Annotated in this window: 27 protein-coding genes and 1 tRNA gene; 18 read left to right on the top strand and 10 right to left on the bottom strand. The window is 75.2% G+C overall.

From position 1 onward, the window contains the following. Window positions 1–9: 9 nt before the first annotated feature. Window positions 10–219 (bottom strand): sulfur carrier protein ThiS, encoded by a 210-nt coding sequence (gene thiS, locus NBH00_RS00930; protein WP_254571485.1) that lies wholly within the window; start codon window positions 217–219, stop codon window positions 10–12. Further along, window positions 216–1,358 carry a glycine oxidase ThiO gene (gene thiO, locus NBH00_RS00925; RefSeq protein ID WP_254571484.1) on the bottom strand — a complete coding sequence of 381 codons (1,143 nt, stop codon included), beginning with the start codon at window positions 1,356–1,358 and terminating at the stop codon, window positions 216–218. Before thiO ends, thiS begins: the two co-directional genes overlap by 4 nt. A 64-nt stretch (window positions 1,359–1,422) precedes the next feature. Between thiO and thiE the strand changes: the two genes are divergently transcribed. The 4 genes from thiE to NBH00_RS00905 are packed head-to-tail and all read left to right on the top strand — an operon-like array spanning window position 1,423 to window position 4,811. Beyond that, window positions 1,423–2,094: a thiamine phosphate synthase gene (thiE, locus tag NBH00_RS00920; protein WP_254571483.1), complete on the top strand. Its 672-nt coding sequence runs from the start codon at window positions 1,423–1,425 to the stop codon at window positions 2,092–2,094. After that, window positions 2,081–2,758 carry a hypothetical protein gene (locus NBH00_RS00915; RefSeq protein WP_254571482.1) on the top strand — a complete coding sequence of 226 codons (678 nt, stop codon included), beginning with the start codon at window positions 2,081–2,083 and terminating at the stop codon, window positions 2,756–2,758. Before thiE ends, NBH00_RS00915 begins: the two co-directional genes overlap by 14 nt. A gap of 45 nt (window positions 2,759–2,803) precedes the next feature. After that, a complete protein-coding gene (gene lpdA / locus NBH00_RS00910) occupies window positions 2,804–4,177 on the top strand; it encodes a dihydrolipoyl dehydrogenase (RefSeq protein WP_254571481.1) in 1,374 nt (457 codons plus the stop codon). Between the two features lie 4 nt (window positions 4,178–4,181). Then, complete coding sequence (locus NBH00_RS00905; protein WP_254571480.1) at window positions 4,182–4,811, top strand: DsbA family protein; 630 nt, start codon at window positions 4,182–4,184, stop codon at window positions 4,809–4,811. Window positions 4,812–4,872: 61 nt separating this feature from the next. Here NBH00_RS00905 and NBH00_RS00900 read toward each other — a convergent pair whose 3' ends face one another. Then, a complete protein-coding gene (locus NBH00_RS00900) occupies window positions 4,873–5,304 on the bottom strand; it encodes an SRPBCC family protein (RefSeq protein WP_254571479.1) in 432 nt (143 codons plus the stop codon). 49 nt (window positions 5,305–5,353) lie between these two features. Here NBH00_RS00900 and NBH00_RS00895 point away from each other — a divergent pair, with 49 nt between their 5' ends. After that, window positions 5,354–5,611 carry a hypothetical protein gene (locus tag NBH00_RS00895; RefSeq protein ID WP_254571478.1) on the top strand — a complete coding sequence of 86 codons (258 nt, stop codon included), beginning with the start codon at window positions 5,354–5,356 and terminating at the stop codon, window positions 5,609–5,611. 58 nt (window positions 5,612–5,669) lie between these two features. Beyond that, on the top strand, window positions 5,670–6,368 hold the full coding sequence (locus tag NBH00_RS00890) for a 2-oxo acid dehydrogenase subunit E2 (protein WP_254571477.1): 699 nt from the start codon (window positions 5,670–5,672) through the stop codon (window positions 6,366–6,368). Between the two features lie 14 nt (window positions 6,369–6,382). Here NBH00_RS00890 and NBH00_RS00885 read toward each other — a convergent pair whose 3' ends face one another. Together NBH00_RS00885 and NBH00_RS00880 are read right to left on the bottom strand one after the other, a co-directional pair. Next, window positions 6,383–7,012 (bottom strand): hypothetical protein, encoded by a 630-nt coding sequence (locus NBH00_RS00885; RefSeq protein WP_254571476.1) that lies wholly within the window; start codon window positions 7,010–7,012, stop codon window positions 6,383–6,385. 88 nt (window positions 7,013–7,100) lie between these two features. Beyond that, the gene (locus tag NBH00_RS00880) at window positions 7,101–7,745 is read right to left on the bottom strand and encodes a hypothetical protein (protein WP_254571475.1); all 645 of its coding nucleotides are present in this window, start codon (window positions 7,743–7,745) and stop codon (window positions 7,101–7,103) included. 51 nt (window positions 7,746–7,796) lie between these two features. Between NBH00_RS00880 and lipB the strand changes: the two genes are divergently transcribed. Continuing rightward, window positions 7,797–8,495 carry a lipoyl(octanoyl) transferase LipB gene (gene lipB / locus NBH00_RS00875; protein WP_254571474.1) on the top strand — a complete coding sequence of 233 codons (699 nt, stop codon included), beginning with the start codon at window positions 7,797–7,799 and terminating at the stop codon, window positions 8,493–8,495. Between the two features lie 17 nt (window positions 8,496–8,512). Here lipB and NBH00_RS00870 read toward each other — a convergent pair whose 3' ends face one another. Continuing rightward, the gene (locus NBH00_RS00870; RefSeq protein ID WP_254571473.1) at window positions 8,513–8,890 is read right to left on the bottom strand and encodes a hypothetical protein; all 378 of its coding nucleotides are present in this window, start codon (window positions 8,888–8,890) and stop codon (window positions 8,513–8,515) included. Window positions 8,891–8,948: 58 nt separating this feature from the next. Here NBH00_RS00870 and lipA point away from each other — a divergent pair, with 58 nt between their 5' ends. The 8 genes from lipA to NBH00_RS00830 all read left to right on the top strand — a co-directional run bounded on the left by lipA (window position 8,949) and on the right by NBH00_RS00830 (window position 16,665). Next, window positions 8,949–9,953 carry a lipoyl synthase gene (gene lipA / locus NBH00_RS00865; protein WP_254571472.1) on the top strand — a complete coding sequence of 335 codons (1,005 nt, stop codon included), beginning with the start codon at window positions 8,949–8,951 and terminating at the stop codon, window positions 9,951–9,953. 45 nt (window positions 9,954–9,998) lie between these two features. Further along, window positions 9,999–10,772: a rhomboid family intramembrane serine protease gene (locus NBH00_RS00860; RefSeq protein WP_254571471.1), complete on the top strand. Its 774-nt coding sequence runs from the start codon at window positions 9,999–10,001 to the stop codon at window positions 10,770–10,772. A gap of 11 nt (window positions 10,773–10,783) precedes the next feature. Next, entirely contained in the window at window positions 10,784–10,960 is a 177-nt protein-coding gene (locus tag NBH00_RS00855; RefSeq protein ID WP_254571470.1) for a hypothetical protein, read from the top strand. Next, entirely contained in the window at window positions 10,957–11,985 is a 1,029-nt protein-coding gene (locus tag NBH00_RS00850; RefSeq protein ID WP_254571469.1) for a D-alanyl-D-alanine carboxypeptidase family protein, read from the top strand. The genes NBH00_RS00855 and NBH00_RS00850 overlap by 4 nt, the downstream gene beginning before the upstream one ends. Beyond that, window positions 11,982–13,427, top strand: a complete 1,446-nt coding sequence (locus NBH00_RS00845; RefSeq protein WP_254571468.1) for a CoA transferase — start codon at window positions 11,982–11,984, stop codon at window positions 13,425–13,427. The genes NBH00_RS00850 and NBH00_RS00845 overlap by 4 nt, the downstream gene beginning before the upstream one ends. Before the next feature lie 10 nt (window positions 13,428–13,437). After that, complete coding sequence (locus NBH00_RS00840) at window positions 13,438–14,190, top strand: sulfite exporter TauE/SafE family protein (protein ID WP_254571467.1); 753 nt, start codon at window positions 13,438–13,440, stop codon at window positions 14,188–14,190. Window positions 14,191–14,335: 145 nt separating this feature from the next. After that, complete coding sequence (locus tag NBH00_RS00835) at window positions 14,336–15,547, top strand: acyl-CoA dehydrogenase family protein (protein WP_254571466.1); 1,212 nt, start codon at window positions 14,336–14,338, stop codon at window positions 15,545–15,547. Further along, window positions 15,544–16,665: an acyl-CoA dehydrogenase family protein gene (locus NBH00_RS00830; protein WP_254571465.1), complete on the top strand. Its 1,122-nt coding sequence runs from the start codon at window positions 15,544–15,546 to the stop codon at window positions 16,663–16,665. Before NBH00_RS00835 ends, NBH00_RS00830 begins: the two co-directional genes overlap by 4 nt. A 7-nt stretch (window positions 16,666–16,672) precedes the next feature. Here the strand turns inward: NBH00_RS00830 and NBH00_RS00825 are convergent, their stop codons facing one another. The 3 genes from NBH00_RS00825 to NBH00_RS00815 all read right to left on the bottom strand — a co-directional run bounded on the left by NBH00_RS00825 (window position 16,673) and on the right by NBH00_RS00815 (window position 19,969). Beyond that, window positions 16,673–17,938: an FAD-binding domain-containing protein gene (locus NBH00_RS00825; protein WP_254571464.1), complete on the bottom strand. Its 1,266-nt coding sequence runs from the start codon at window positions 17,936–17,938 to the stop codon at window positions 16,673–16,675. A 42-nt stretch (window positions 17,939–17,980) separates the two neighbouring features. Further along, complete coding sequence (locus tag NBH00_RS00820) at window positions 17,981–19,030, bottom strand: LLM class flavin-dependent oxidoreductase (RefSeq protein ID WP_254571463.1); 1,050 nt, start codon at window positions 19,028–19,030, stop codon at window positions 17,981–17,983. 111 nt (window positions 19,031–19,141) lie between these two features. Then, window positions 19,142–19,969 (bottom strand): crotonase/enoyl-CoA hydratase family protein, encoded by an 828-nt coding sequence (locus NBH00_RS00815; protein WP_254571462.1) that lies wholly within the window; start codon window positions 19,967–19,969, stop codon window positions 19,142–19,144. A 50-nt stretch (window positions 19,970–20,019) separates the two neighbouring features. Between NBH00_RS00815 and NBH00_RS00810 the strand changes: the two genes are divergently transcribed. Further along, window positions 20,020–20,487 (top strand): group I intron-associated PD-(D/E)XK endonuclease, encoded by a 468-nt coding sequence (locus NBH00_RS00810; RefSeq protein ID WP_254571461.1) that lies wholly within the window; start codon window positions 20,020–20,022, stop codon window positions 20,485–20,487. Then, window positions 20,478–20,550: transfer RNA gene (locus NBH00_RS00805), tRNA-Ala, on the top strand. Before NBH00_RS00810 ends, NBH00_RS00805 begins: the two co-directional genes overlap by 10 nt. Window positions 20,551–20,626: 76 nt before the next feature. Here the strand turns inward: NBH00_RS00805 and NBH00_RS00800 are convergent. Next, window positions 20,627–21,586 carry an alkaline phosphatase D family protein gene (locus NBH00_RS00800; protein WP_254571460.1) on the bottom strand — a complete coding sequence of 320 codons (960 nt, stop codon included), beginning with the start codon at window positions 21,584–21,586 and terminating at the stop codon, window positions 20,627–20,629. Between the two features lie 118 nt (window positions 21,587–21,704). Between NBH00_RS00800 and NBH00_RS00795 the strand changes: the two genes are divergently transcribed. Continuing rightward, complete coding sequence (locus tag NBH00_RS00795) at window positions 21,705–22,712, top strand: NADP-dependent oxidoreductase (RefSeq protein WP_254571459.1); 1,008 nt, start codon at window positions 21,705–21,707, stop codon at window positions 22,710–22,712. The last annotated feature ends 36 nt before the right edge of the window (window positions 22,713–22,748 follow it).

Here is a 22,748-nt window from a genome sequence, read left to right as displayed (position 1 = left end):
GTCCCCGGATCATCCTCCCTGCACGGCGACGAGGACCTCGACCTCGTCGCCGTCGGCCAGCACGGTGCTCGCCCAGGCGCTCTTCGGGACGACCTCGGCGTCGACGGCGACCGCGACGCCGCGATCGCGCTGCGGCAGGTCGAGGAGGTCGAGCAGCCCCGCGACGGTGGTCCCGGCCGGGATGTCGGTGCGCTCGGCGCCGTTGACCGTGAGCGTCATCGCGGGGCCCCGACCGGGGTGAAGCGGGACGGCGCGAACGCCGGGTCGATGTGCGGGTCCTCGCCCGCGAGCAGCGCGGCGATCCGGTCGGCGGTCGCGGGCGTCAGCAGGACGCCGTTGCGATGGTGGCCGCAGGCGAGCACGACGCCCTCCCACTCGCCGAGCAGCGGCGCGTTGTCCGGCGTCGCGGGCCGGAGCCCGGCGAGCGCGCACTCGAGGTCGAGCTCGAGGACGCCGGGGACGAGCTCGCCCGCGTCGCGCAGCAGCTCGTAGACGCCGAGCGCGGTGACGTTCGTGTCGTAGCCGCGGTCCTCCATCGTCGCGCCGAGGACGACCCGGCCGTCGCCGCGCGGCACGAGGTATCCCCCGTCCCACCGGACGACGTGCTCCAGCAGCGGGCCCTCGCCGGCGCGGGCCGCGAGCCGGAGGACCTGGCCCTTCACCGGGCGGACGCAGAGCCCCGGGAGGCCCGCGATGCGTGCCGCCCAGGCGCCGGCCGCGACGACGGTGCGACCGGCCGTCACGTGCTCGCCGCTCGCGAGCGTCACGCCGCCGCCGGTGACGGCGCGGACCTCGCAGCCGGGCCGCAGCTCGACGTCCACCCGCTCGCAGGCGACGAGCAGCGCCTCGCAGACGGCGCGCGGATCGACGGCGTGGTCGTCGGGGGCGTGGAAGGCGGCGCGGATCGTCGGGGCGAGGGCCGGCTCGACGCAGCGCGCGGCGGAGGGCAGCAGCCGTGCCACCGGGACCCCGAGGGCCTCGCGCAGGCGGATCTCGCGGTCGACGTGCTCGGCCTCGTCGCGGTCGCGGGCGACGACGAGCGTCCCGCAGTCGCGGTAGCCGACGGAGAGGCCGGACGCCTCCTCGAGCTCGGCGGCGAAGGCGGGCCAGCGGGCCGCGCTGTCGAGGCCGAGGCGGAGCAGCGGGCGCTCCTGCGCGTCGGCCTCGGCGACCGGCGCGAGCATCCCCGCGGCGACGTGCGCGGCGGCGACGTACGACGGGAGCCCGCCGCGTTCGCAGACGGTCACGGACAGCCCGCGGCGCGCGGCGCGCCAGGCCACGGCGAGACCGACGATGCCGCCGCCGACGACGACGACGTCGCGGGCGGCGCGGGCGCTGCGGGGGGACAGGGGCGTCACGGGGCGCAGAGCGACCAGCGTAGCCGGGCGCCGCGGCGCTGCCGCGGATGCCAGACTGACGGCGATGGATCGTCGCGCCCAGCTCGGGGCCGCCCGCCTCTACCTCGTGACCGGCGCGATCGCGCCGGCCCGCCTCCGCGCGGCACTGGCCTCCGGCGTCGACGTCGTGCAGCTGCGGATCAAGGACCCGGCCGGCGACGACGAGCTGCTCCGCGAGGCGGCCGTCGTCCGGGCGGCCTGCGCCGAGGCCGGCGCGCTGTTCGTCCTCAACGACCGGCCGGACCTCGTCGCGGCCGCCGGCGCCGACGGCGTGCACGTCGGGCAGGACGACATCGCCGTGGCGGCCGCCCGCGCGCTCGTCGGCCCGGACCGCCTCGTCGGCCTCTCGACCCACTCGCCGGCGCAGATCGACGCCGCCCACGTCGCCGCCGGCGGCGTCGACTACATCGGCGTCGGTCCCGTCCACGCGACGCCGACGAAGCCCGGCCGCGACGCCGTCGGCCTCGAGCTCGTCCGCCACGCCGCCGCCCGCGCCACGCTCCCGTTCTTCGCGATCGGGGGGATCGACGCCGGGAACGCCGCCGCGGTGCGCGCCGCCGGGGCAGCGCGGATCGCCGTCGTCCGCGCGATCACCGAGGCGGAGGACCCGGCCGCCGCCGCCCGCGCGCTGCGCGCCGCCGTCCTCGCCCCCGCCGACCGCCCCGCGCGCCCGGAGGCCCCCGTTGGGCTCGCGTAGCCGCAAGCGCGGCGAGCGCCCCGCCGCGCCCCCGCCGGTCCCGCGGGGCAATCCCGCGCCGACGCCGCCCGGCCGCGAGGCCGCGCGCCGCCACGTCCCCGGGCCGCTCGACGAGTTCTCCGCGGTCGCGGCGCCCGCGCCGGTCGCCGCAGGCCCGGACGCGACGCAGGCCCCCGCGGCGCCGCCCGTCCCCGGCGCGACGGCGCCCGATGCCTCCGCCGGCGCCCCGCCGAAGAAGCTCCGGGGCGAGGCGGCGAACGAGGCGATCCGCGCGACGCTTCAGCCGCTCCGGCCCGGCGAGCGCCCGCGCGCCCTGCAGTCGGCGATCGCGCTGGCCGCCTTCCTCGGCCTCGCGAACCTCGTGCTCGCGGTCATGAACGTGAAGGTCGGGAGCGGGACGAGCTCCCGCTCGGGCGGCATCATCTTCGCGGTCATCATGCTCGGCGCCGCGTGGGGCATGTGGAACCTGAGGTACTGGGCGATCCTCGGCTTCCAGACGCTCCTCGCGATCACGGTCGTCATCGCGTCGCTCGCCGTCACCGTCTCGAGCAACCTCTGGGCGCTGCTCGTCTGCCTCGTCGTGATCGCGACGTTCGGCCTGCAGTTCTGGAAGCTCGTCCGGGTCATGGCCCGGGTCCAGATGCCGCAGCGCCCCGGCCGCTGAGCACCGGGCGGCGTCGGCCGAAACCGTTGTAATAGGCTCGAGCGCATGGCTGAAAGCGCGTACGACGTCGTCGTCATCGGGTCCGGACCGGGGGGCTACGTGGCGGCGATCCGCTCGGCCCAGCTCGGCATGACGACCGCCGTGGTCGAGAAGGGCGACATCGGCGGCCGCTGCCTGAACGTCGCGTGCATCCCGGCGAAGGCCGTCCTGCGCGTGGCCGACATCCTCGGCGAGGTCCGCGAGGCCGGCGACTTCGGCATCACCGTCTCCGAGCCGACCGTCGACTTCTCCGCGGTCAGCGCGCGCCGCGAGAAGGTCGTGGGCACGCTCACCGGCGGCGTGTCGGGCCTCATGAAGAAGAACGGCATCGACGTCATCGAGGGCGTCGGCGCGGTGACGAAGGACGGCAACGTCGTCGTCGACGGCAACACGATCACCGCGAGCAAGGGCGTCATCCTGGCCACCGGCTCGGTGAAGAAGCCGATCCCCGGCACGACGTTCGGCGGGCGCGTCATCGGCACCGAGGAGGCATGGGCGCTGCAGGAGCTGCCGAAGACGATGATCGTCGTGGGCGCCGGCGCGTCCGGCAGCGAGATCGCGTCGGCCTACGCGCGCCTCGGCGTCGAGGTGCACCTCTTCGAGGGCCTCGACCGCGTCCTCCCCTCCGAGGACGCCGACATCTCCAAGCTCGCCGAGCGCGGCTTCAAGAAGCAGGGCATCAAGGTCCACACGAAGACGTTCGTCGAGAACGTCGAGACCCACGACGACAAGGTGACGTTCACCTACGGCGAGGAGGCCGGCGAGGCCGACTGGCTCGTCATCGCCGCCGGCCGCGGCCCGGACGTCGAGGGCCTCGGCCTCGACGAGGCCGGCGTGAAGCTCACCGACAGCGGCCTCATCGCGGTCGACGGCGCGCAGAAGACGAACCTCGACAAGGTCTACGCCATCGGCGACCTCGTCCCCGGCCCGGCGCTCGCCCACAAGGCGAGCGACGAGGGCGTCATCGCGGCCGAGGCGATCGCGGGCAACAGCACGCACCCGATCGTCTACGTCGACATCCCCCGCGCGACGTTCTGCACCCCGAACGTCGCCTCCTTCGGCCTCACCGAGGAGCAGGCGCGCGAGGCCGGCCACGACGTCGTCGTCGGCAAGGTCCCCTACGGCGCCGTCGGCGCGGGCACGGTCTACGGCGACCGCACCGGCCTCGTGAAGCTCATCGGCGACAAGCAGTACGGCGAGATCCTCGGCGGCCATATCGTCGGCGCGAAGGCGACGGAGCTCATCCAGGAGCTCGTCAACGCCAAGGCGCTCGAGGGCGGCTACCCCGAGGTCGCGCGCATGGTCCACGGCCACCCGACGATGAGCGAGGCCGTCATGGAGGCCGCACGCGCGGCCGACGGCTGGCTCATCCACGGCTGAGCGCATGTCCGGCGCGCTGCCCATCAGCGTGCACGGAGCGGGCGGCCCCGCCGGGGCCGCCGAACCGGCGCTGCCGGCCTTCTACCTCGACCTCGCGAGCCCCGAGTGCTACCTCGCCTGCGAGCGGATCCTGCCGCTCATGCCGGTCGCGGTCGAGTGGGTCCCCGTCCACCTGCGGCCCGCCCCGCCGAGCGACGAGGAGCGCGAGCGGATCGCCCGGACGGCGCTGGCGCGCGACCTGCAGGCGGTCCGCTGGCCGCCCCCGTTCGACGCGGAGTTCGCGAACCTCACCGCGACGTACGCGAAGTCGATCGGCCGGGTCGTCGCGTTCACCCAGGCGGCGATCCGCCAGGCGTACGCCGGCGGCCGCGACCTCTCGCTCCAGGACAACGTCCTCATCGCGGCGAGCGCCTGCGAGATGCACCCGGCGGCGATCCTGAAGACCGTCCCGAGCCGCGCCCCGCGGCGGACGCTCGAGCAGGCGACGCAGACCGCCCGCGAGCGCGGCGTGTCGAGCACCCCGGCGGTGTGGATCCCGGACCCGGGCGGCGGGCCGGAGGCCGCCGGGCGCGTCCTGCACGGGGACTCCCGGCTCGAGGACGCGGCCGCGCTCCTCGCCGAGCACGCGGGCTGACCGGCGACGAAGGTGAACGCAGGTTCCGGGTGCTGTGAGCACACGGAACCTGCGTTCACCTTCACGAGCGGGTGGTGGCCTCGGCCTCGGCCTCGGCCTCCGCGACGCTCGCCAGGCGGCGGACGAGGACGCCGACGAGCGGGCCGTAGGTCCGGGCCAGGGCGGCCTCGAGCGGGGCCGGCGCCGCGAGCGTCACGGTGATGACCGCGCCGCCGCCGTCGCCGGGCTCGACGACGTGGTCCATCGTCACCGTCCCCGCGACGCGCCACGTCCACGAGCGACCGGGGTCGACAGCCGTGATGACCGCGGGGACCGGCACGACACCCGCGAGCCGCGCCGCCCCGCGCGCCCCGGCCCGCACGACACCGTCCGCCCCGCCCAGCCCCCACGCTCCGCGGACGTGCGGCGCCCAGCGCGCCCAGCGGGCGGGACGGGCGATGAGCGCCCACGCGACGGCGGGCGGAGCGGCGGACCGGGCGGAGCGTGCGAGCACGATGGGAGGTACGGACGCGCCGCCGCCGCGGTCCACTACGCTCGGGGGAGTGGACGACCGCGCGTCAGAGCTCACCAGCGAGGCCCGGATCGCGCTCGACCTCCTGCAGGAGCAGGGCTCGGCGTCGGTCGACGCCCTCCGTGCCGCGGGCGTCACGATGCCCGCGCAGGCGCTCTACGCGCTGCAGCTCGCGGGCTGGCCGGTCGTCCGGCGCGGCAGCACCTGGCGCCTGACCGACCCCAACGCGCCGGTCCCGCCGAAGCCCGCGCCGATCCCGCGCGTGCGCCGGGTCAGCCGCGACGCCTGACGCCTTCCCGGGCGGACCGCACCGCCCCGCGCAAACCGCCTGAGTAGGCTCCAGCGCGATGTCCGAGCCCGCGACCGCGCCGCCCGCGAGCACCGCGAAGGGTGCCACCACGACGATCGAGCTGACGCGCGCGCAGGCCGCGATCGCGCGCCGGACCGCCGAGTCCCGCGCGATCGTCCCGGACTTCACGGTCCGGCTCGAGGCGGTCATGGACACCGTCCTCGCCCGCGCCCACCGGCCCAGCACCACGGCGGTCGTCGTCCGCGCCTGCGGCCTCGCGCTGCGCGAGCACCCCGAGCTCAACGGCGCCTACCGCGACGCGAAGCTCGAGCGCTACGACCGCGTGAACGTCGGCGTCATGGTCGACGCCCCGGGCACCCTCGTCGTGCCGACGATCTTCGACGCCGACCGCAAGAGCGCCGCCCAGATCGCGAGCGACCTGCAGACGCTCGCGGCACGCGTCCGGGCCGGCGAGATCACCCAGCCCGAGCTCAGCGGCGCGACGTTCACCGTCTCGAACGTCGGCATGTTCGGCGTCGACGGGCTCGATCCCGTCATCGTCCCGCCGCAGGCGGCGATCCTCGGCGTCGGCCGCATCCGCGACAAGGTCCTCCCCGTCGACGGCCAGCCCGTCGTGCGCCGGGCGATGGACCTCACGCTCGTCTGCGACCACCGCGCCGTGTACGGCGCGGCCGCGGCCCGCTTCCTCGCGCGCGTCGGCGAGCTGCTGCAGTGCGGCGCCGCCCTGCGGGACTGACCCGGCCCGCGCCGCTAGGGCTTGACGAGTTCGTCGACCGCCCGGCCGACCGTCGTCGTCGTGTCGGTCACCGCCTGCCCGGCGGAGGCGGCCGCGTCCGTGAGTGCGGTCGCGACGTTCGGCGCGGCCGGCGCGAGCGCGTCGCCGAGCGTCTTGCCCGTCTTCGTGACCGTCGTGCCGAGCGTCGAGCCGACCTGCGAGACCGCCTGGCCGGCGGCGGGGACCGTGAGCTTCTTCGCGCTCTTGGCGGCCGGCGCGACGGCGGTCGTCGCGGGCATGCTCGCGCCGGCCGGCCCGGCGCCGAGCGCGGCGACCGCCGAGCGCGGGCTGACCACCCCGACCAGCGTGCGGGTCGCGTGCGTGCGGCGCCGCGCCGTGGCAGAGGCCGCGCGCCGCGCGGCGGCGCGGCGGTGCCGCGAGACCGCCGCCGGAAGCCGCAGCGAGACCCGCTCGGTGACGCCGCCCGCCGGGCCGCCCTGGACGGCGGCCACGAGCGCGCGCTCGTCGGCGGTGCGCTGGACCCGCACCCCCGGCCATCCCTCGTAGGCGATGATCGCGCTGCAGAACGTGAGGGCGAGCGTCCCCGCGACGATGAGGCTGAGCCCGGCGCCGAGCGACGCCAGGAAACCGCGGGTTGCTTGCATCTCGACCGATATCGGCAGCCGGCGAGCGCCGCTTGAGGTCGGTGGACAACCCCGGCGCGTCGCTGTGCGCGCCCGGACCGGCCGCGGCTCAGTGCCCTTGGCGGCCGGGGTTGTCGGTCCCGGCGACGAACGAGTTCGGCTGCTGGTCGGGGTCGCGGGTCACGCGCGGCGGGTCGTGGCTGAGGTCGACGAACAGGCAGAAGTTGCGGCGAGGGTCGTCCCCCGCGAAGCACGTGCGGTAGAGGAAGTCGGCCTGCTTCCACACGCTCGGGCGCGCGGCGTGGCGGACGTACTGGTCGGTGCCGTGCTGCACGAGGTAGGCGCGGGCGGCGGCGAGCTCGCGGTCGTCCGCGTGGCGGGCGTCGACGACGGCGCCGTGGTGCGCGAGCCCGAGGACGACGAAGAGGCCGAGCATCGCCGCCAGCAGCGTCGCGCCGGCGTGGTCGGTCGCGATCGCCCGGGGCAGCCCGGGGCGCCGCCGGCGCAGGAGCCACCCCGCCGCCGGGGCGACCGCGGCGAGGAGGACGAGGTTCGCGAAGCCCGCGAGGAGGAAGGCGCTCGCGACGTCCGTCCTCGTCCCGGCGAACGGGCGCCAGTGGACGACGAGCGTGCCGAGCACCGTCGTGACCGCGAACGTCGGCAGCTGCCACGCCCCGCTCAGGCGCCAGCGCAGGCGGCGGGCGCGGTCGCGCCAGCCGTCCTCCTCGTGCTCGTCGCCCGGATCGTGGTCCATCCCGCGTCTGAGGGTAGTCCGGCCGGGCCACGCGCCGCGTACAGTGGGCGCATGGCCACCGCGGAACTGCGCGTCGTCTGTCTCGGGACCGTCGAGTACTGCGAGTCGCTCGCCCTCCAGCACCGGCTCTGCGCCGAGCGCCAGGCCGAGGCGATCGGGGACACCCTCCTGCTCCTCGAGCACCCGCCCGTCTACACGCGCGGCCGCCGCACCGGCGAGGGCGAGCTGCCCATGGGCGAGGCCTGGTACCGCTCCCAGGGGATCGACATCGTCGACGTCGACCGCGGTGGCAAGGTGACCTACCACGGCCCCGGGCAGCTCGTCGGCTACCCGATCATGCGCACGGACGCCGTCGTCGAGTTCGTCCGCCGGATGGAGCGCGCGATGGTCACCGCGCTGCGGGCGGAGGGGATCGTCCCCCGCACGCGCAACGACGAGGGCCGCGACTACACCGGCGTCTGGGTGGAGGACCGCAAGATCGCCTCGATCGGCGTCCACGTCGCCCGGGGCGTGACGACCCACGGCTTCGCGGTGAACGTCACGAACGACCTGCAGCCCTTCGGCTGGGTCGTCCCCTGCGGGCTGCCCGAGGTGCAGATGACCTCGGTCCTCCAGGAGGCGGGCGGCGACGCGGGCGCGGCACGCGTGACCGGCTTCGCGGCGGCGATGGCGCAGGCCTTCGCCGCCGAGCACGGCCTGGTCCCGGTCGACGCGCCCGCCACGTCGGTGTGGGGCGAGCCCGTGGCCTGAGCGCGGCCCGGCGGCGCTCAGACGGGGGCGGCGTCCTCCGCCTGCATCGCGGCGACGCCCAGCCCGGCGGCGGCGAGCGCCGTCCCGCCGGCGAGGATGACCGTCGGCTTCGACAGCGACCCGCTGCGGCCGCCGAGGTAGGCCGCGGCCGCGTCGAAGAGGTCGCAGGCGATCCCGATCTGCCACCACAGGCGGCGCGACGGGCCCGTCGTCTGGTTCGTGCCGACGGCGAGGGCGACGTCCCGGACGCCGAAGAGCCGCGCCATGTAGGGCAGCTCCGGGTTCGCGGCCGTGTCCATGCCGAAGAGCTTCGCCGTGACGCCCGGGCTGAGCCAGGCGCCGAGCCCCACCGCGAGGCGGATGGAGCTGAGGATCTTTCCCGGTTGCGTGGGCATGCGCGCGAGCCTACACCCGGCCCGGGGCCGCGCCGCAAGGGCGATAGTCTGGAGGCTCATGAGCAGCGAGCCCGACGCCCCGGCCGCCCCCCGCGCCCACCAGACGCGGTCGCGGTCAAACCCGGGCGGCATGAACGTCCTCACCGTCCTCGGCGACGACGTCCGCCCCCTCCGCGAGCGCAAGCCGCCATGGTTCAAGGTGCCCGCCCCCGGCGGCGAGCGCTACCGCGCGCTGTCGGCGCTCATCAAGGACGAGAACCTCAACACCGTCTGCCAGGAGGCCGCCTGCCCGAACGTCGGCGAGTGCTGGGAGCGCGGCACCGCGACGTTCATGATCCTCGGCGAGACGTGCACCCGCCGCTGCGGCTTCTGCAACGTCACGAGCGGCAAGCCGACGTGGAACGACCCGCTCGAGCCCGGTCGCGTCGCCCGCTCGATCGCGCGGATGCAGCTGCGCCACGCCGTCATCACGAGCGTCGACCGCGACGACCTGCCGGACTACGGCGCCGGCATCTGGGCCCAGACGATCCGCGCCGTCCGCCGCGCCTCGCCGCGCACGAAGGTCGAGGTCCTCACCCCCGACTTCCGCGGCCAGGAGATGCCGCTCGCGAAGGTCCTCCACGCGCAGCCGGACGTGTTCAACCACAACGTGGAGGTCGTCCCGCGCCTGTACTCGATCGCCCGCCGCGGCTCGACGTGGGAGCGCTCGAACCGGGTCCTCCGCAACGCGAAGGAGATGGCGGGCGACGCGATCGCGACGAAGTCCGGTCTCATGGTCGGGTTCGGCGAGTCGCACGACGAGGTCGTCGACGCGCTCGGGACGCTGCGCTCCAACGGCGTGCAGATCATCACGATCGGCCAGTACCTGCGCCCGACCGAGCGCCACCTGCCGGTCGTCCGCTACTGGCACCCCGACGAGTTCAAGGCCGTCGAGGAGGCCGGGTACGCGCTGGGCTTCGACCACATCGCCGCCGGGCCGCTCGTCCGCTCGAGCTACCACGCCGATCAGCACGTCGCCCAGGACGAGCCCGGCACGGGACCGCTCGCCGCGGCGGCCGGATAGCACCGGCCCCGTCCTCCGGGGCGGCGGGTAGCCTCCGGGCGGCCGATGTTCCCCCTGAAGGACAACCTCCCCAACCGCGACATCCCGATCGTCACGATCCTCCTGATCGCGGCGAACGTCATCGTCTACCTCTTCCTGCAGCCGAAGAGCGGCATCGACCTCGGCGGCGGCTCGCTCGACGAGGGGCGGCTCCTGCACTACGCCGCGGTCCCCTACGAGGTGACGCACCCCGGGCAGCACTGCGCGGTCGTCGGCGGGGGGTCGCACATCGCCTGTGGCAAGGGCGTCGGCGACGGCGGCTTCGCCACCCCGGTCACGCTCCTCACGGCGATGTTCAGCCACGCCGGCCTGCTGCACCTCGGCGGCAACATGCTCTTCCTGTGGATCTTCGGCGCGAACGTCGAGGACAGCATGGGCAAGGTCCGCTATCTGCTCTTCTACGTGCTCGGCGGCCTCGCCGCCGCGGCCGGCCAGATCGCCGTCGCCCCCGACGCGATCGTGCCGACGCTCGGGGCCTCGGGCGCGGTGGCCGCCGTGCTCGGCGGCTACCTGCTGCTCTACCCGCGGGCGAAGGTCGTCACCGTCGTCTTCCTCGTCCTCTTCTTCACGATCATCGAGGTCCCCGCGATCGTCTTCCTCGGGATCTGGTTCGGGCAGCAGCTGCTGTTCGGCGCCCTCGACCTCACCGACCCGGCCGGCAGCGGAGGCGGCGTCGCCTACTTCGCGCACGTCGGCGGGTTCGCCTTCGGCCTCCTGGCCATCACCCTGTTCGCCACCCGACGCAGCGAGTACGCGCCTTCGCGCGGGCTCGCCGCCTGAAAGGCCCTCCTGTGGAGAGCCAGCGCCTCGTCCTGTCCCTCGTCCTCGCCTTCGTCATCGTCTTCGCGGGCCTGACGATCGCCGTCATCGTCAAGCACGGCCTCGACGTCCTGACCGTCGCCTCGGTGGTGATCCTCGGCATGTTCGGCTTCGGCATCGTCGGTGCGCTACGCAACCCGCCCGAGTGAGCACCCGCCCCCATCACGTCCGCCGCCGGATCGTCGCGCTCGCGCTCGCGCTGCTCGCCTGCGCGGCCGGGGTCGTCGCGGCCGGCGCGCTCGTCGGTCGCCACGACGGCAAAGGGGGCGCGGTGGCAGCGGCCGGGCCGCTCGTCTCGACGGTCGACGGGCACGGGCTGCCGCCGATCCCGCCGCAGGGGGTGAACGGGCCCGTCCTCCCCACCGGGCCGCTGCCGACGTCGCTCGCGGTGAACCTCGCGGCGCCGGACCGCATCCGGATGCCGTTCCACGTCATGCCGCGCGCCGGCCTCGTCTTCGACCTCGACACCGGCGAGGTGCTCTGGCGGCGCAACCCGACGCGGGTGCTGCCGATGGCGAGCGTCACGAAGATGATGACCGCGCTGCTCGTCGACGAGCGCCTCCCGCCCGGGAGCCTCGTGCGGGTGACGAAGCAGGCGGTGCGGACGGGCGGCTCGAAGGTCGGGGTCCTCCCGCTCGGCAAGCGCGTCGGGGTGCAGGCGATGCTCTACGGGCTCCTGCTGCCGTCGGGCAACGACGCCGCGATCGCGCTGGCGCAGCGGGTCAGCGGGACGACGAAGGCGTTCGTCGCGCTCATGAACGCGCGCGCCGCGGCGATGCACCTGAGCTGCACGCGCTTCGCCTCCCCGAGCGGGCTCGTCGACGCGGGCAACCACACCTGCGCCTACGACCTCGCCGCGCTCGCGAAGGCGTTCCTCGACCGGCCGCGCCTCGCCGGCATCGTCGTCCGCAAGCAGGCGATCCTCCCGTTCCCGATCAAGGGCGGGAAGCTCTACCTCTACAGCCACGAGCCGCTCGTGAAGGTCGGGTACCCGGGCGCGCTCGGGATCAAGACGGGCTTCACGGACGCCGCCGGGCACTGCGTCGTCGGCGCCGCCGAGCGCGGCGGGCACCGGCTCGGGGTCGTCCTGCTGCACTCGCCGGACATCACGGCGCAGAGCGTCAAGCTCCTCGATCGCGCCTTCGCCTACGAGCGCAGGCGAGACCGGCGATGAGCCACGCGGACCTGGCGGCCGAGGCGTGGGCGGCGATCGGGGGCGACCCGGCCGCCGCGACCCGCCTGACCGTGACCGGCGGGACCGGGCCCGGCGGCCGCGCCGCGCCGCTCCCCGGGCCGCTGCCGACCGGGGCGCTCGCGACCGCCACGGTCGGTGCGATGCTGCTCGCCGCCGCCGACCTGGCCGCCGCCCGGGGCGCCGGCCGCCCCGAGCCCGCGCTCGACGCCGGGCACGCCGCCGTCGCCTTCACGAGCGAGCGGCACGTCCTCCTCGACGGGCACGGCGCCGGCGCGCCCATGGACCCGCTGACCGCGTTCCTCCCGACGGCCGACGGCTGGATCCGGCTGCACGCGAACTACCCCCACCACCGCGCGGCGCTCATGCGCGCACTCGGGCACCCGCGGGCCGGCGCCGACGGCGTGGCGGCGCTCGTCGCCGGGCGCGAGGCGGTGGAGCTCGAGAGCGCGATCGTCGCCGCCGGTGGCTGCGCGGCCGCGCTGCGCGACCCGCTCGGGTGGCGGCGCGGCGAGCCCGGGACCGCGGTGGCCCAGGCGGGCCTGCTCGACGTCGAGCCGGGCGTCCCCCGCGCGACCACGACGCTCCCGGCGCTGCCGTCCGGCGCGGACCCGTCGCGGCCGCTCGCCGGGCTGAAGGTCCTCGACCTCACGCGCGTCATCGCGGGCCCGGTGGCCACGCGCGTGCTCGCGGCCCTCGGCGCGCAGGTGCTGCGGGTCGACGCGCCGCTCATGGCCGAGCTCCCGCTGCCGTGGCTCGACACGGGGCCGGGCAAGCGGTCGACGCACCTGCAGCTGCGAAGCCGGCCCGACCGCGAGCGCCTGCACCGGCTGCTCGACGACGCGGACGTCCTCGTGGCGGGGTACCGCCCGGGCGCGCTGGACCCGTTCGGCCTCAGCCACGACCAGCTCGAGGAGAAGCACCCGCACCTGTGCTCGGTGACGCTGTCGGCCTGGGGGGAGACCGGGCCGTGGCGCGCGCGCCGCGGCTTCGACAGCCTCGTCCAAGCGGCGACGGGCATCGCGCACGTCACCTCGCTGGACGGCGGCGCGACGCCGGGCGTCCTCCCCGCCCAGGCGCTCGACCACGGCACCGGGTACCTCATCGCGGCGGCGGCCATGCGGGCGCTGACGCTCCGCGCGCGCGAGGGGCGCGTGTCCCACGCCCGGGTCGCCCTCGCGCGGACGGCGATGTGGCTGCTCGCGCACACGCCGGCGGACGGGCTCGCGCCGGACGGGGGCGCGGCGGCCGCGCCCCCCGCCGGCGCCGTCGCGCCCCCGTCCCCCGCGCCGTACCTCGACGTCCTCGACTCCCCGCTCGGCCAGGTCACGGTCGTGCGCCCGCCCGGGACGCTCGGCGGCGCCGCGCTCGGCTGGGCGACGGGGCCGGCGGTCCCGGGGTCGGCCGCCCCGCACTGGGACTGACCGCCGCGCGATGACGCCGCTCCACGCCCTGGTCCTGGCCGTGGCCGGCCTGGCCGCCGGCGCGATCAACAGCGTCGCGGGCGGCGGGTCGCTCGTGTCGTTCCCCGCGATGCTCGCGATCGGGATCCCGACGCTGAGCGCGAACGCGACGAACCTCATCGCGGTGACGCCGGGCTACGTCGGGGGGACGCTCGGCTACCGGGCGCAGCTCGCGGGTCAGGGCACGCGCGTGCGCCGGTACGGCGCCGTGATCATGGCGGGCGCCGTGCTGGGCAGCGCGATCCTGCTCGTCGCCCCGGCGAGCGCCTTCGACGCCCTGGCGCCGTTCCTCGTCCTCGTCGCGTGCGGCCTGCTCGTCGCGCAGCCGCGGCTCGCGCGGGCCCGGGCCGCCGGGACCGCGGAGCACGACGAGTCGAGCCCGCTGCTGCTCGGCGCCGTCTTCCTCGGCGGGGTCTACGGCGGGTACTTCGGCGCCGGGCTCGGCATCATGCTGCTCGCGCTGCTCGCCGTCTTCGTCCCGGAGGACCTGCAGCGGCTCAACGCGCTGAAGGGCGTCCTCAGCCTGCTCGTGTCGATCGCGGCGGCCGTCCTGCTCGGGCTCTTCGGGCCGGTCGACTGGACGGCCTGCCTCATCGTCGCGGTCGCGTCCCTCGCCGGCGGGCGGCTCGGCGTCGTCGTGGCCAAGCGCCTGGCGCCGCAGGCGCTCCGCTACACCGTCGCCTCGTACGGGACGGTCGTCGCGATCGTCCTGCTGCTGCGCTGAGGCGGGCGCGCGCGGGCCCCGGGTGGCCGGGGCGTGCCGTTCGCGCCCGAAAGTGAAGCTGGTTCAGCATCGGGACGCCGGCGTGTCTATCATCGCCGCACGTCCCAGCGACCGGCCCTCGCGCCGGTCCGATCGAGGAGCACAGGTGGATCTCAACGACACCCCGGAACAGGCCGCGTTCCGCCAGCAGGTGCGCGGATGGCTGCAGGACCACAAGGGCCAGGCGCCCCCGTCGTCCGGTGACTCCGGCGACATGGAGTACATCAACGGCCGCCGCGCGTGGCAGCGACAGCTCGCCGAGGGCGGCCTCGCCGGCGTCACCTGGCCGAAGGAGTACGGCGGCGGCGGGCTCGGCCCGTTCGAGCAGGTCATCGTCAACCAGGAGATCGCCGCCGCGGGCGTCCCCGGCATCCTCGACGTCATCGGCCTCGGGATGATGGGGCCCTGCCTCATCGCGCACGGCACGGAGGAGCAGAAGTCGCGCCACCTCGGCCCGATGCTCCACGGCGACGAGGTGTGGTGCCAGCTCTTCAGCGAGCCCGCCGCCGGCTCGGACCTCGCCGCGGTCCAGACCCGCGCGAAGCTCAACGACGACGGCTCGTGGTCGCTCACCGGGCAGAAGGTGTGGACGACGTACGCGCAGTTCGCGTCGTTCGGCATGCTCCTCGCCCGCACCGACGCGGACGTCCCGAAGCACAAGGGCATGACGATGTTCATCGTCCCGATGGACACGCCCGGCATCACCGTCCGCGGGCTGCGCCAGATCACCGGCGAGGCCGAGTTCAACGAGGTCTTCTTCGACGACGCGACGATCCCCGGCGACGCGGTCGTCGGCGGCGTCGGCAACGGCTGGGGCACCGCCCTGACCGTCCTCATGTTCGAGCGGTTGACGATCGGCCTCGGCTCGGAGGGCTTCGGCTACCGCTCGGACCGCTTCGCGCGGGCGCTCTCGTCCGACCCGGCGGCCTGCGCCGACCCGGTCATCCGCCAGCGGCTCGCCGACCTCTCGACCGAGCTGCTCGCGGTCCGCTTCCAGGGTTACCGGACGCTGACGGCCCTCGCGGGCGGGCAGATCCCCGGCCCCGAGAGCGGCCTCGCGAAGGTGACGACCGTCAACGCGGCGATCGCCGCGGGCGAGCTGCTCGCCGACGTCTTCGGCCCGGACGCGCTCGACGAGGACTCCGAGTGGTACCACATGATCTCGTTCCTCCCGGGCCTGAAGTCGGCCGGCGGGACCGAGGCCATCCTGCGCAACACGATCGGCGAGCGGGTCCTCGGCCTGCCGCCGGAGCCGCGCCTGGACAAGGGCATCCCCTTCTCCGAACTGCGCGCGAAGGAAAAGGAGGCGATCGCATGAACCTCGCGCTCTCCGACGAGCAGGAGTTCCTGCGGGAGGCCGCCGCCGGCGCCCTCGCGCGGGTCAAGACGGTCGAGGCGGCCCGTGAGGCCCTCGAGGACCCGGCGAAGCTGCCGGACCTCTGGCCGCTCGTGAAGGACGCGGGCTGGAACGGGCTGCTCATCGACGAGGAGCACGGCGGCGCCGGGCTCGGCGCGTTCGACGCGATGCTCGTCCTCGAGGAGTGCGGCAAGGTGCTCGCGCCCACGCCGCTGCTCGGGCTGCTGCCCGCGACCGCGATCCTCGACGCGGCCGGGGACGAGTCCCTCGCCGCGGTCGCCGCCGGCGACGTGCGCCCCGCGTACGTCCCGGCCCGCCCGCCGAGCGACACGCACGCCGGCTGGTCGGTCGACGCGGTGAGCGGCTACGGCCGCCCCGACGCGCCGCGCATCGCCGCGGACGGCAGCGTCACCGGGACGGTCGCCTGGGTGCCGGACGCGCCCGGCGCCGACCTGCTCGTCGTCGTCGGTGTGGACGAGTCGGGCGCGGCCGCGGCCTCCGTCGTCGAGGCGCGCGCCGCCTCGGTCGAGGCCGTCGTCCGCTACGACGCGACCCGCGCCCTCGGGCACGTGACGTTCGACGGCTCCCCCGGGCGCCGCCTCGACGTCCCCGAGTCGGTCCTCGCGGAGGCGTGGTACCTCGCGCACGCCCTCATCGCGAGCGAGTCGCTCGGGACCGTGCAGACGACGCTCGCGATGAGCGTCGAGTACGCGAAGGAGCGCTTCACGTTCGGGCGGGCCATCGGCTCCTACCAGTCGGTGAAGCACGAGCTCACCGAGGTGCTGCGCCAGCTCGAGAACTCGCGCTCGCTGCAGTTCTACGCGGGCTGGGCCGGCGAGGACAAGCCGGACGAGTTCGCGCTCGCGGCGTCCGCCTTCCGCAACGCGGCGGGCCACGCGCTCGACTTCGCGGTGCGGTCGAACATCAACGTCCACGGCGGCATCGGCGCGACGTGGGAGCACGACGCGCCGCTGTTCTTCCGGCGCGCGCAGCTGTCCAAGCGGCTGCTCGGCGGCACGCACGACGCGGGCGACCGCGTCGCGGCGGAGCTACTCGCGGCGGCCGCGACGCCCGCCTGATCGGCGTTCAGCGGGCGGCGGGCTGCTTCGCGGCCCGCCGCCAGGCGCTGTAGGACTGCAGGCGGCCGTCGTGCGGCGGCACGAGCCACGGCCAGGGATGGACGGCGGCCGGGGCGATGCGCCGGGCGAGCGCCCGCCAGCCGGGGACGGGCGTGAAGGTGGCCGCGACGGCGCGGCCCTCCAGCACCTCACCCGGGTCCCCGAGCCAGGCCTCGAGCGGGCGTTCGGCGGCGAGCCCCGCGAGCGTCTCGGCGAGGAACGTCAGGCGCTTGCCCGACAGGCGCCAGCGGGCCAGCCGCGCGCGGTCGAAGACGAAGAGGGCCGGCAGGCCCGGGTGCGCGGCGAGCGCCGGGTCGTCGCGGCCGAGGGACTCCGCGGTGAGCCAGACGAGCTCCGGGGCGCGGTCGTGGTCCAGTCGCGGGGTGTCCGGGCCGGCGGTGGCCGGAAGGTCGGGGTCGCCGCGCAGCGCGTCCGGCGGATCGTGGGCCGGCGCGCCGCGGCGCTCCGGGGGCCACGCCTGGATCGGGCAGCGCGTGCGCAGCGCGCAGCCGTCGCAGAGGCCCGGCGCGCGCTTCTCGACCTGCCACCGGCTGAAGCCGTAGGGCTTGCTCGCGGCGCCGACGGTCCACTGCCAGCCGAGGCGGTTCGCGGCGCGGGAGCCGTCGAGCAGGTGGGTGAAGAAGCGGTCCTCGCCCGCCCGCCACGGGTGCCCGGCGCGGACGACCCACTGGGAGGCGAGCCACATCCGCGTCTGGTTCACGAGCCAGCCGTCGCGCTCGAGCTCGCCGACGGTGAGGTCCATGCAGGCCATCTCGCGCGGCCAGGGCTCGGGCCAGGCCGTGTCGCCGCCGCGCCCCGGCGGCTCGGTGCGCAGCGCGCGGCCGGTGCGGGGGCCGAGGCGCGCGTAGAGGTGCCGCGCGTACTCCTGCCACAGCAGCTCGTCGCGGAACTTGCGGACGTCCGCCGCCGGGCCGCCCTCGACGTGCGCCCAGACGCGCGGCAGCGGCAGCAGCCCGTGACGGATGTACGGGCTGAGGCCGCTCGCGCCGCGGCGCTCGGGCGGCCAGACCTCGTTGCGGCGGCGGGCGTAGCCGGCGACGTCGTAGGCCGCGAGCGCGGCATCGGCCGCGTCCTGCCCGCCCGCGAAGCGCGGCGATGCGCGCACCCCGTCCGGGCCCTCGGCCGTGAGCCCGCCGAGGTGCGCGGCGACCCAGGCGCGGGTCGCGGCGCGGTCACCGGCGGGCGGGAGGTCGGGCAGGCGACGGGAGTCCACCTCCGGGGTCCGGGCGAGCGGCCCGGCGGGATGACCGGTCCGTCAGGCGGCGGCGCCGGCGATGGCGCCCCGCGCGGGCTCGGGCGGGGCGATGTCCATCGCCTCGGCGAGCCGGGTGTAGGACGCCTTGCGCTCCTCGTGGTCGTGGACGAGCGTCGTGACCATGAGCTCGTCGGCGCCGGTCCTCACCATGAGCTCCTCGAGCCGGGCGCGGACCGTCTCCGGGCCGCCGCTGATGACCGAGCGGCGCGCCTGGGCGAGGATCTGCTCCTCCTGCGCCGTGCGCGGGACGTAGGCGAGCGCGGTCTCGACCGTCGGGATCGGCCCCGGGCGGCCGGAGCGGAGCATGACCATCGAGAGGTGCGAGGAGGACGCGAGGCGCTCGGCGTGCGCGTCGTCCTCGCCGACGATCGCGGCGACGGTGAGGATCGCGTGCGGCCGCTCGACGTAGCCCGGCGCGAAGCGCTCGCGGTAGCCGCGCAGGGCGTCGGTCGCGCCGCCCGGGTTGATGTGGGCGGCGAAGGCGAACCCGAGGCCGTTGACCGCCGCGGCCTGCGCGGAGTAGTCGCTCGAGCCCAGGAGGTAGACCGGCGGCAGGAGGACGTCGGTCGGGATCGCCTGGATGCGGCGGAAGGGGTGGTCCTTCGGGAACTCGGCGTGGCCGCCCCAGGCGAGCAGCTCGCCGAGCTGCTGGGGGAAGTCGTCCGCGGCGAGGGCCTCGCGGGAGCGGCGGATGGCGATGGCCGTGAGCTGGTCGGTGCCGGGCGCCCGGCCGAGCCCGAGGTCGATGCGGCCCGGATGGAGCGCCTCGAGGACCTTGAACTCCTCGGCGATCCGCAGCGACGAGTGGTTCGGCAGCATGATCCCGCCGGAGCCGACGCGGATCCGCTCGGTCGCCATCGCCACGTGCCCGATGAGGACCTCCGGCGAGGAGGACGCGACGCTCGGGATGCCGTGGTGCTCGGCGAGCCAGTGGCGCCGGTAGCCGAGCGCGTCGGCATGGCGGGCGAGGTCGATCGTGTTGCGCAGCGCCTGGGACTCGGTCGAGCCCGACGGCACCGGGGAGAGGTCGAGGACGCTCAGCGCGGTCATACGCCCAGCCTAGAAGGTTGCGCGCGCATCTACCTGGCGGTTGCCGCGGGCCGAACGTCGATCCTCCCCCACCGGAGGGGGTGGTGATCGACGTCCGGCGCGGATGCGGCGCTACGCGTTGGCGGGCTCGGGGCGCGCGGGGTCCTCATAGACGCCCGGCTGCTTGCTCAGCGTCGCGGTGATCGCGGCCATCTGATTCGGCTTACCGATGAGCTCGAGCTGCAGGTCGGTCTCGAGGACGAGCGCGGCGTCCATGTCCTGCGTCGTCCACGTCGCGTCGTAGAGGCGCTTGCCGAGCTGAATCGCCGACGGGGACTTGCCGGCGATCTCCGCCGCGAGCTCCTGCGCCGCCGCGAGCGGGTCGGGGGCGGTACGGGTGACGAGCCCCAGCGCCGCCGCCTCCTCGCCGCTGACCTGCCGGCCGGTGTAGGTCAGCTCCTTCGCGCGGTCGATCGGCATGAGGCGCGGGAGCGTCTGCGTGATCCCCATGTCCGGGATCAGCCCCCACTTGATCTCCATGATCGAGAGCTTCGCGTCGGGCGCGGCGATGCGGATGTCCGCGCCGAGGGCGATCTGCATGCCGCCGCCGAAGCAGTTGCCCTGGATCGCCGCGATGACCGGCACCGGCAGGTCGATCCAGTCGGTGCACGCCTGCTGGGCGAGGTTCGACCGCCCGCGCTCGCCGCGGTCCATGAGCTGGTCCATCGTGATCGGCGAGTCGCCGCCCATGAAGCTCGCGACGTCGAGCCCCGAGCAGAAGCTCTTGCCCTCGCCGTGGAGGACGACCACGCGCACCGACGGGTCGGCCGCGACCTGCGCCGCCGCGTCGACGAGCCCGGTGAACATGTGCGCGTCGAGCGCGTTGTGCTTCTCCCCCCGGACCATCGTGACGGTCGCGACGTGGTCGGCGACGGTGACGGTGACGCGCTGCTCGCTCATGCGGTGAATGCTACGTGAGACACATCCTGGGCTCGTGACTGACCCACGTCGTGGCGACCCTCAAGCAGAAAGGCGACCTCGCCGAGCTGAAGGTCGCCGCCGACCTCGTGACCCAGGGGTGGCGCATCCTGCTGCCGTTCGGGGAGGACCACCTTTACGACCTCGGAATCGACGACGGGGAGCGGCTGCTGCGGGTGCAGGTGAAGCACACGCGATCGGACGGGCGGGCGCTCCTGGCCAGGTGTTTCACGCACTCGCTGACCAACGGACGGGTCCGGGCCACGACGAAGTACACGGCGGCCACGATCGACTGGCTCGCCGTCTGGGACGCGATGACCGACCGCTGCTTTTACATCCCGGCGACGTTGCTCGGCGCGGGCCGGGCGGGTGTCTCTCTCCGCTACGTCGCGCCCCGGAACAACCAGCGAGTCCGCATCAACTGGGCAGAGGACTACACGCGCCTCACGGCCGCGACGCGCGTCGCCGCGGGCTACACTCCGCCCTCCGTGGGGCCGTAGCTCAGTTGGTAGAGCATCCGCTTTGCAAGCGGAGGGCCGTCGGTTCGAATCCGTCCGGCTCCACCTCGCACCGGTGCGGGCGCCCATCCGGGCGCCCGCCTCCGGCCGCAGCCCGGCCGCGCGCACCGACCCGCCGCCCCTACCGCGGCGAGATGCGGATGCTCGGCCCGACCGCCCCAGCGAACTGCGAGTTCAGGAGGCCGACGAAGACGCGGTAGGTCCCGGCGCTGCGGACGCGGGCGCTCTTGGCGTAGCGCGAGCGGTCGGCCTTGTAGGCGCGGGTGACGTTTCCGGCGACCGTGATCCAGGCGCCCTTGCTGCTGAGCCGCTGGATGGCGACCTGGGCCGGGACGAACGACGGCGAGACCGTGCCCGCGAACCGGACGAAGCGGCCGCGGCGCGGGTGGCGGGTGCTGACCGCCGTGCGGACGACGGGCGAGACGCCGAGCATGATCGTGGGCGACGTGACCGCCTTGCCGGTCTTCGTCACGACCCGCGCCTGGGCGTTCGCGGTGAGGCCGGCGAGGACCATCGTGAAGTTGCCCGCGCCACCCGTGACGACCGGGCTGATCGCCGCGTTCATGAAGCCGCCGGTGTACGGGAACGGGTTGAGCTGGAGCTGGACGGTCTGCCCGCCGCCGCCGGTCCCGGCGAGCGTGCCGCCGAGCGTCACCGCCGCGCCGTAGCGCACGGGGTCGGGCGTCGCGACGAGCGACAGGGACAGCGGGACCTTGTCGGTCTTGAACGTCCGGTCCGAGCCGGACACGACGCCGCCGGGGCTGCTGGCCACGAGGCGGTAGTGGTAGGTCTTCGCGCCCTGCAGGCCGCCGAGGTCGGCGCCGACCGTGATGGCCTTCGTCCCGGCGCCTGCGGACGCGACCGGCGTGGACCCGCCGTAATTCGTCGTGGTGCCGTACTGGAAGCTGTAGGTCGTCCCCTGGCCACGGGGGTTGATCGCGCCGCTCACGTGCGCGGAGGTGCTCGTCACCTTCGACGCGCCGCCGGTGCTGACCCCGGGCGGCGAGGCGGCGAGCGCGGACGAGGGCGCGACGGCGACGAGTGCGGCGGTCGCGGAGGCCAGGACGAGCGAGCGGAACATGCCGCTGACTCTGCCCTGGCGCGCGCACGCTCACACGCCGCTCTCATGGGGCTCTCACGATCGTCGACCGGGGACGACCCCCGGCGGGTACCCGCCGCGCGCCGGGTAGGTTGTCCCGATGAGCACCGTCAGCCGTCAGTTCCGCCTCGCCGCCCGCCCCGTCGGCCTCCCGAAGGACAGCGACTGGGAGTACCGCGAGGAGGAGCTCCCGGATCCGGGTGAGGGCGAGTTCCTCGTCGCCGTCAGCCACATCTCGCTCGACCCGGCGATGCGCGGCTGGATGAACGACGCGCGCTCCTACATCCCGCCGGTCGGCATCGGCGAGGTCATGCGCGCGGGCGCGCTCGGCGAGGTCGTCGCCTCGCGCCACCCGGGCTTCGCCGTCGGCGACCACGTCTCCGGCGCCTTCGGCGTCCAGTCGCACGCGATCTCCGACGGCCAGGGCGTGACGGAGGTCGACCCGTCGAAGGTCCCGCTGCCCGTCTACCTCGGCGTGCTCGGCATGACCGGGCTGACCGCCTACTTCGCGCTGCTCGACGTCGGCCGGCCCCAGGCGGGCGAGACCGTCGTCGTCTCCGGCGCCGCGGGCGCGGTCGGCGGCGTCGCCGGTCAGATCGCGAAGCTCAAGGGCTGCCACGTCGTCGGCATCGCCGGCGGCGCGGAGAAGTGCCGCCACGTCGTCGAGGACCTCGGCTTCGACGCCTGCATCGACTACAAGAACGAGGACGTCGCCGCCGGCCTGAAGACGCACTGCCCGAAGGGCATCGACGTCTACTTCGACAACGTCGGCGGGGACATCCTCGACGCCTGCCTCGCCCGCCTGGCGATGCACGCCCGCGTCGTCATCTGCGGGGCGATCTCGCAGTACAACGCGACCGGCAAGGTCACCGGGCCGTCGAACTACCTCGCGCTGCTCGTGAACCGCGCGTCGATGACCGGCATGGTCATCTTCGACTACGTCGAGCGCTTCCCGGAGGCGGCGGCCGAGCTCGCGGGCTGGCTGGCCGAGGGCAGGCTAAAGGCCGAGGTCGACGTCGTCACCGACCTGGCGACCTTCCCGGAGGCGCTCCTGAAGCTCTTCCGCGGTGAGAACACCGGCAAGCTCGTCCTCCAGGTCGCCGCCTGAGCCGCCGCCCGTCCACCCCGCGGTCCGGGCGGGGCG

The organism is Paraconexibacter antarcticus (assembly GCF_024220175.1).
GTDB lineage: Bacteria > Actinomycetota > Thermoleophilia > Solirubrobacterales > Solirubrobacteraceae > Paraconexibacter > Paraconexibacter antarcticus.
The sequence above is the reverse complement of the archived record's forward strand: the minus strand, read 5'-3'. Positions and strand labels throughout refer to the sequence as shown.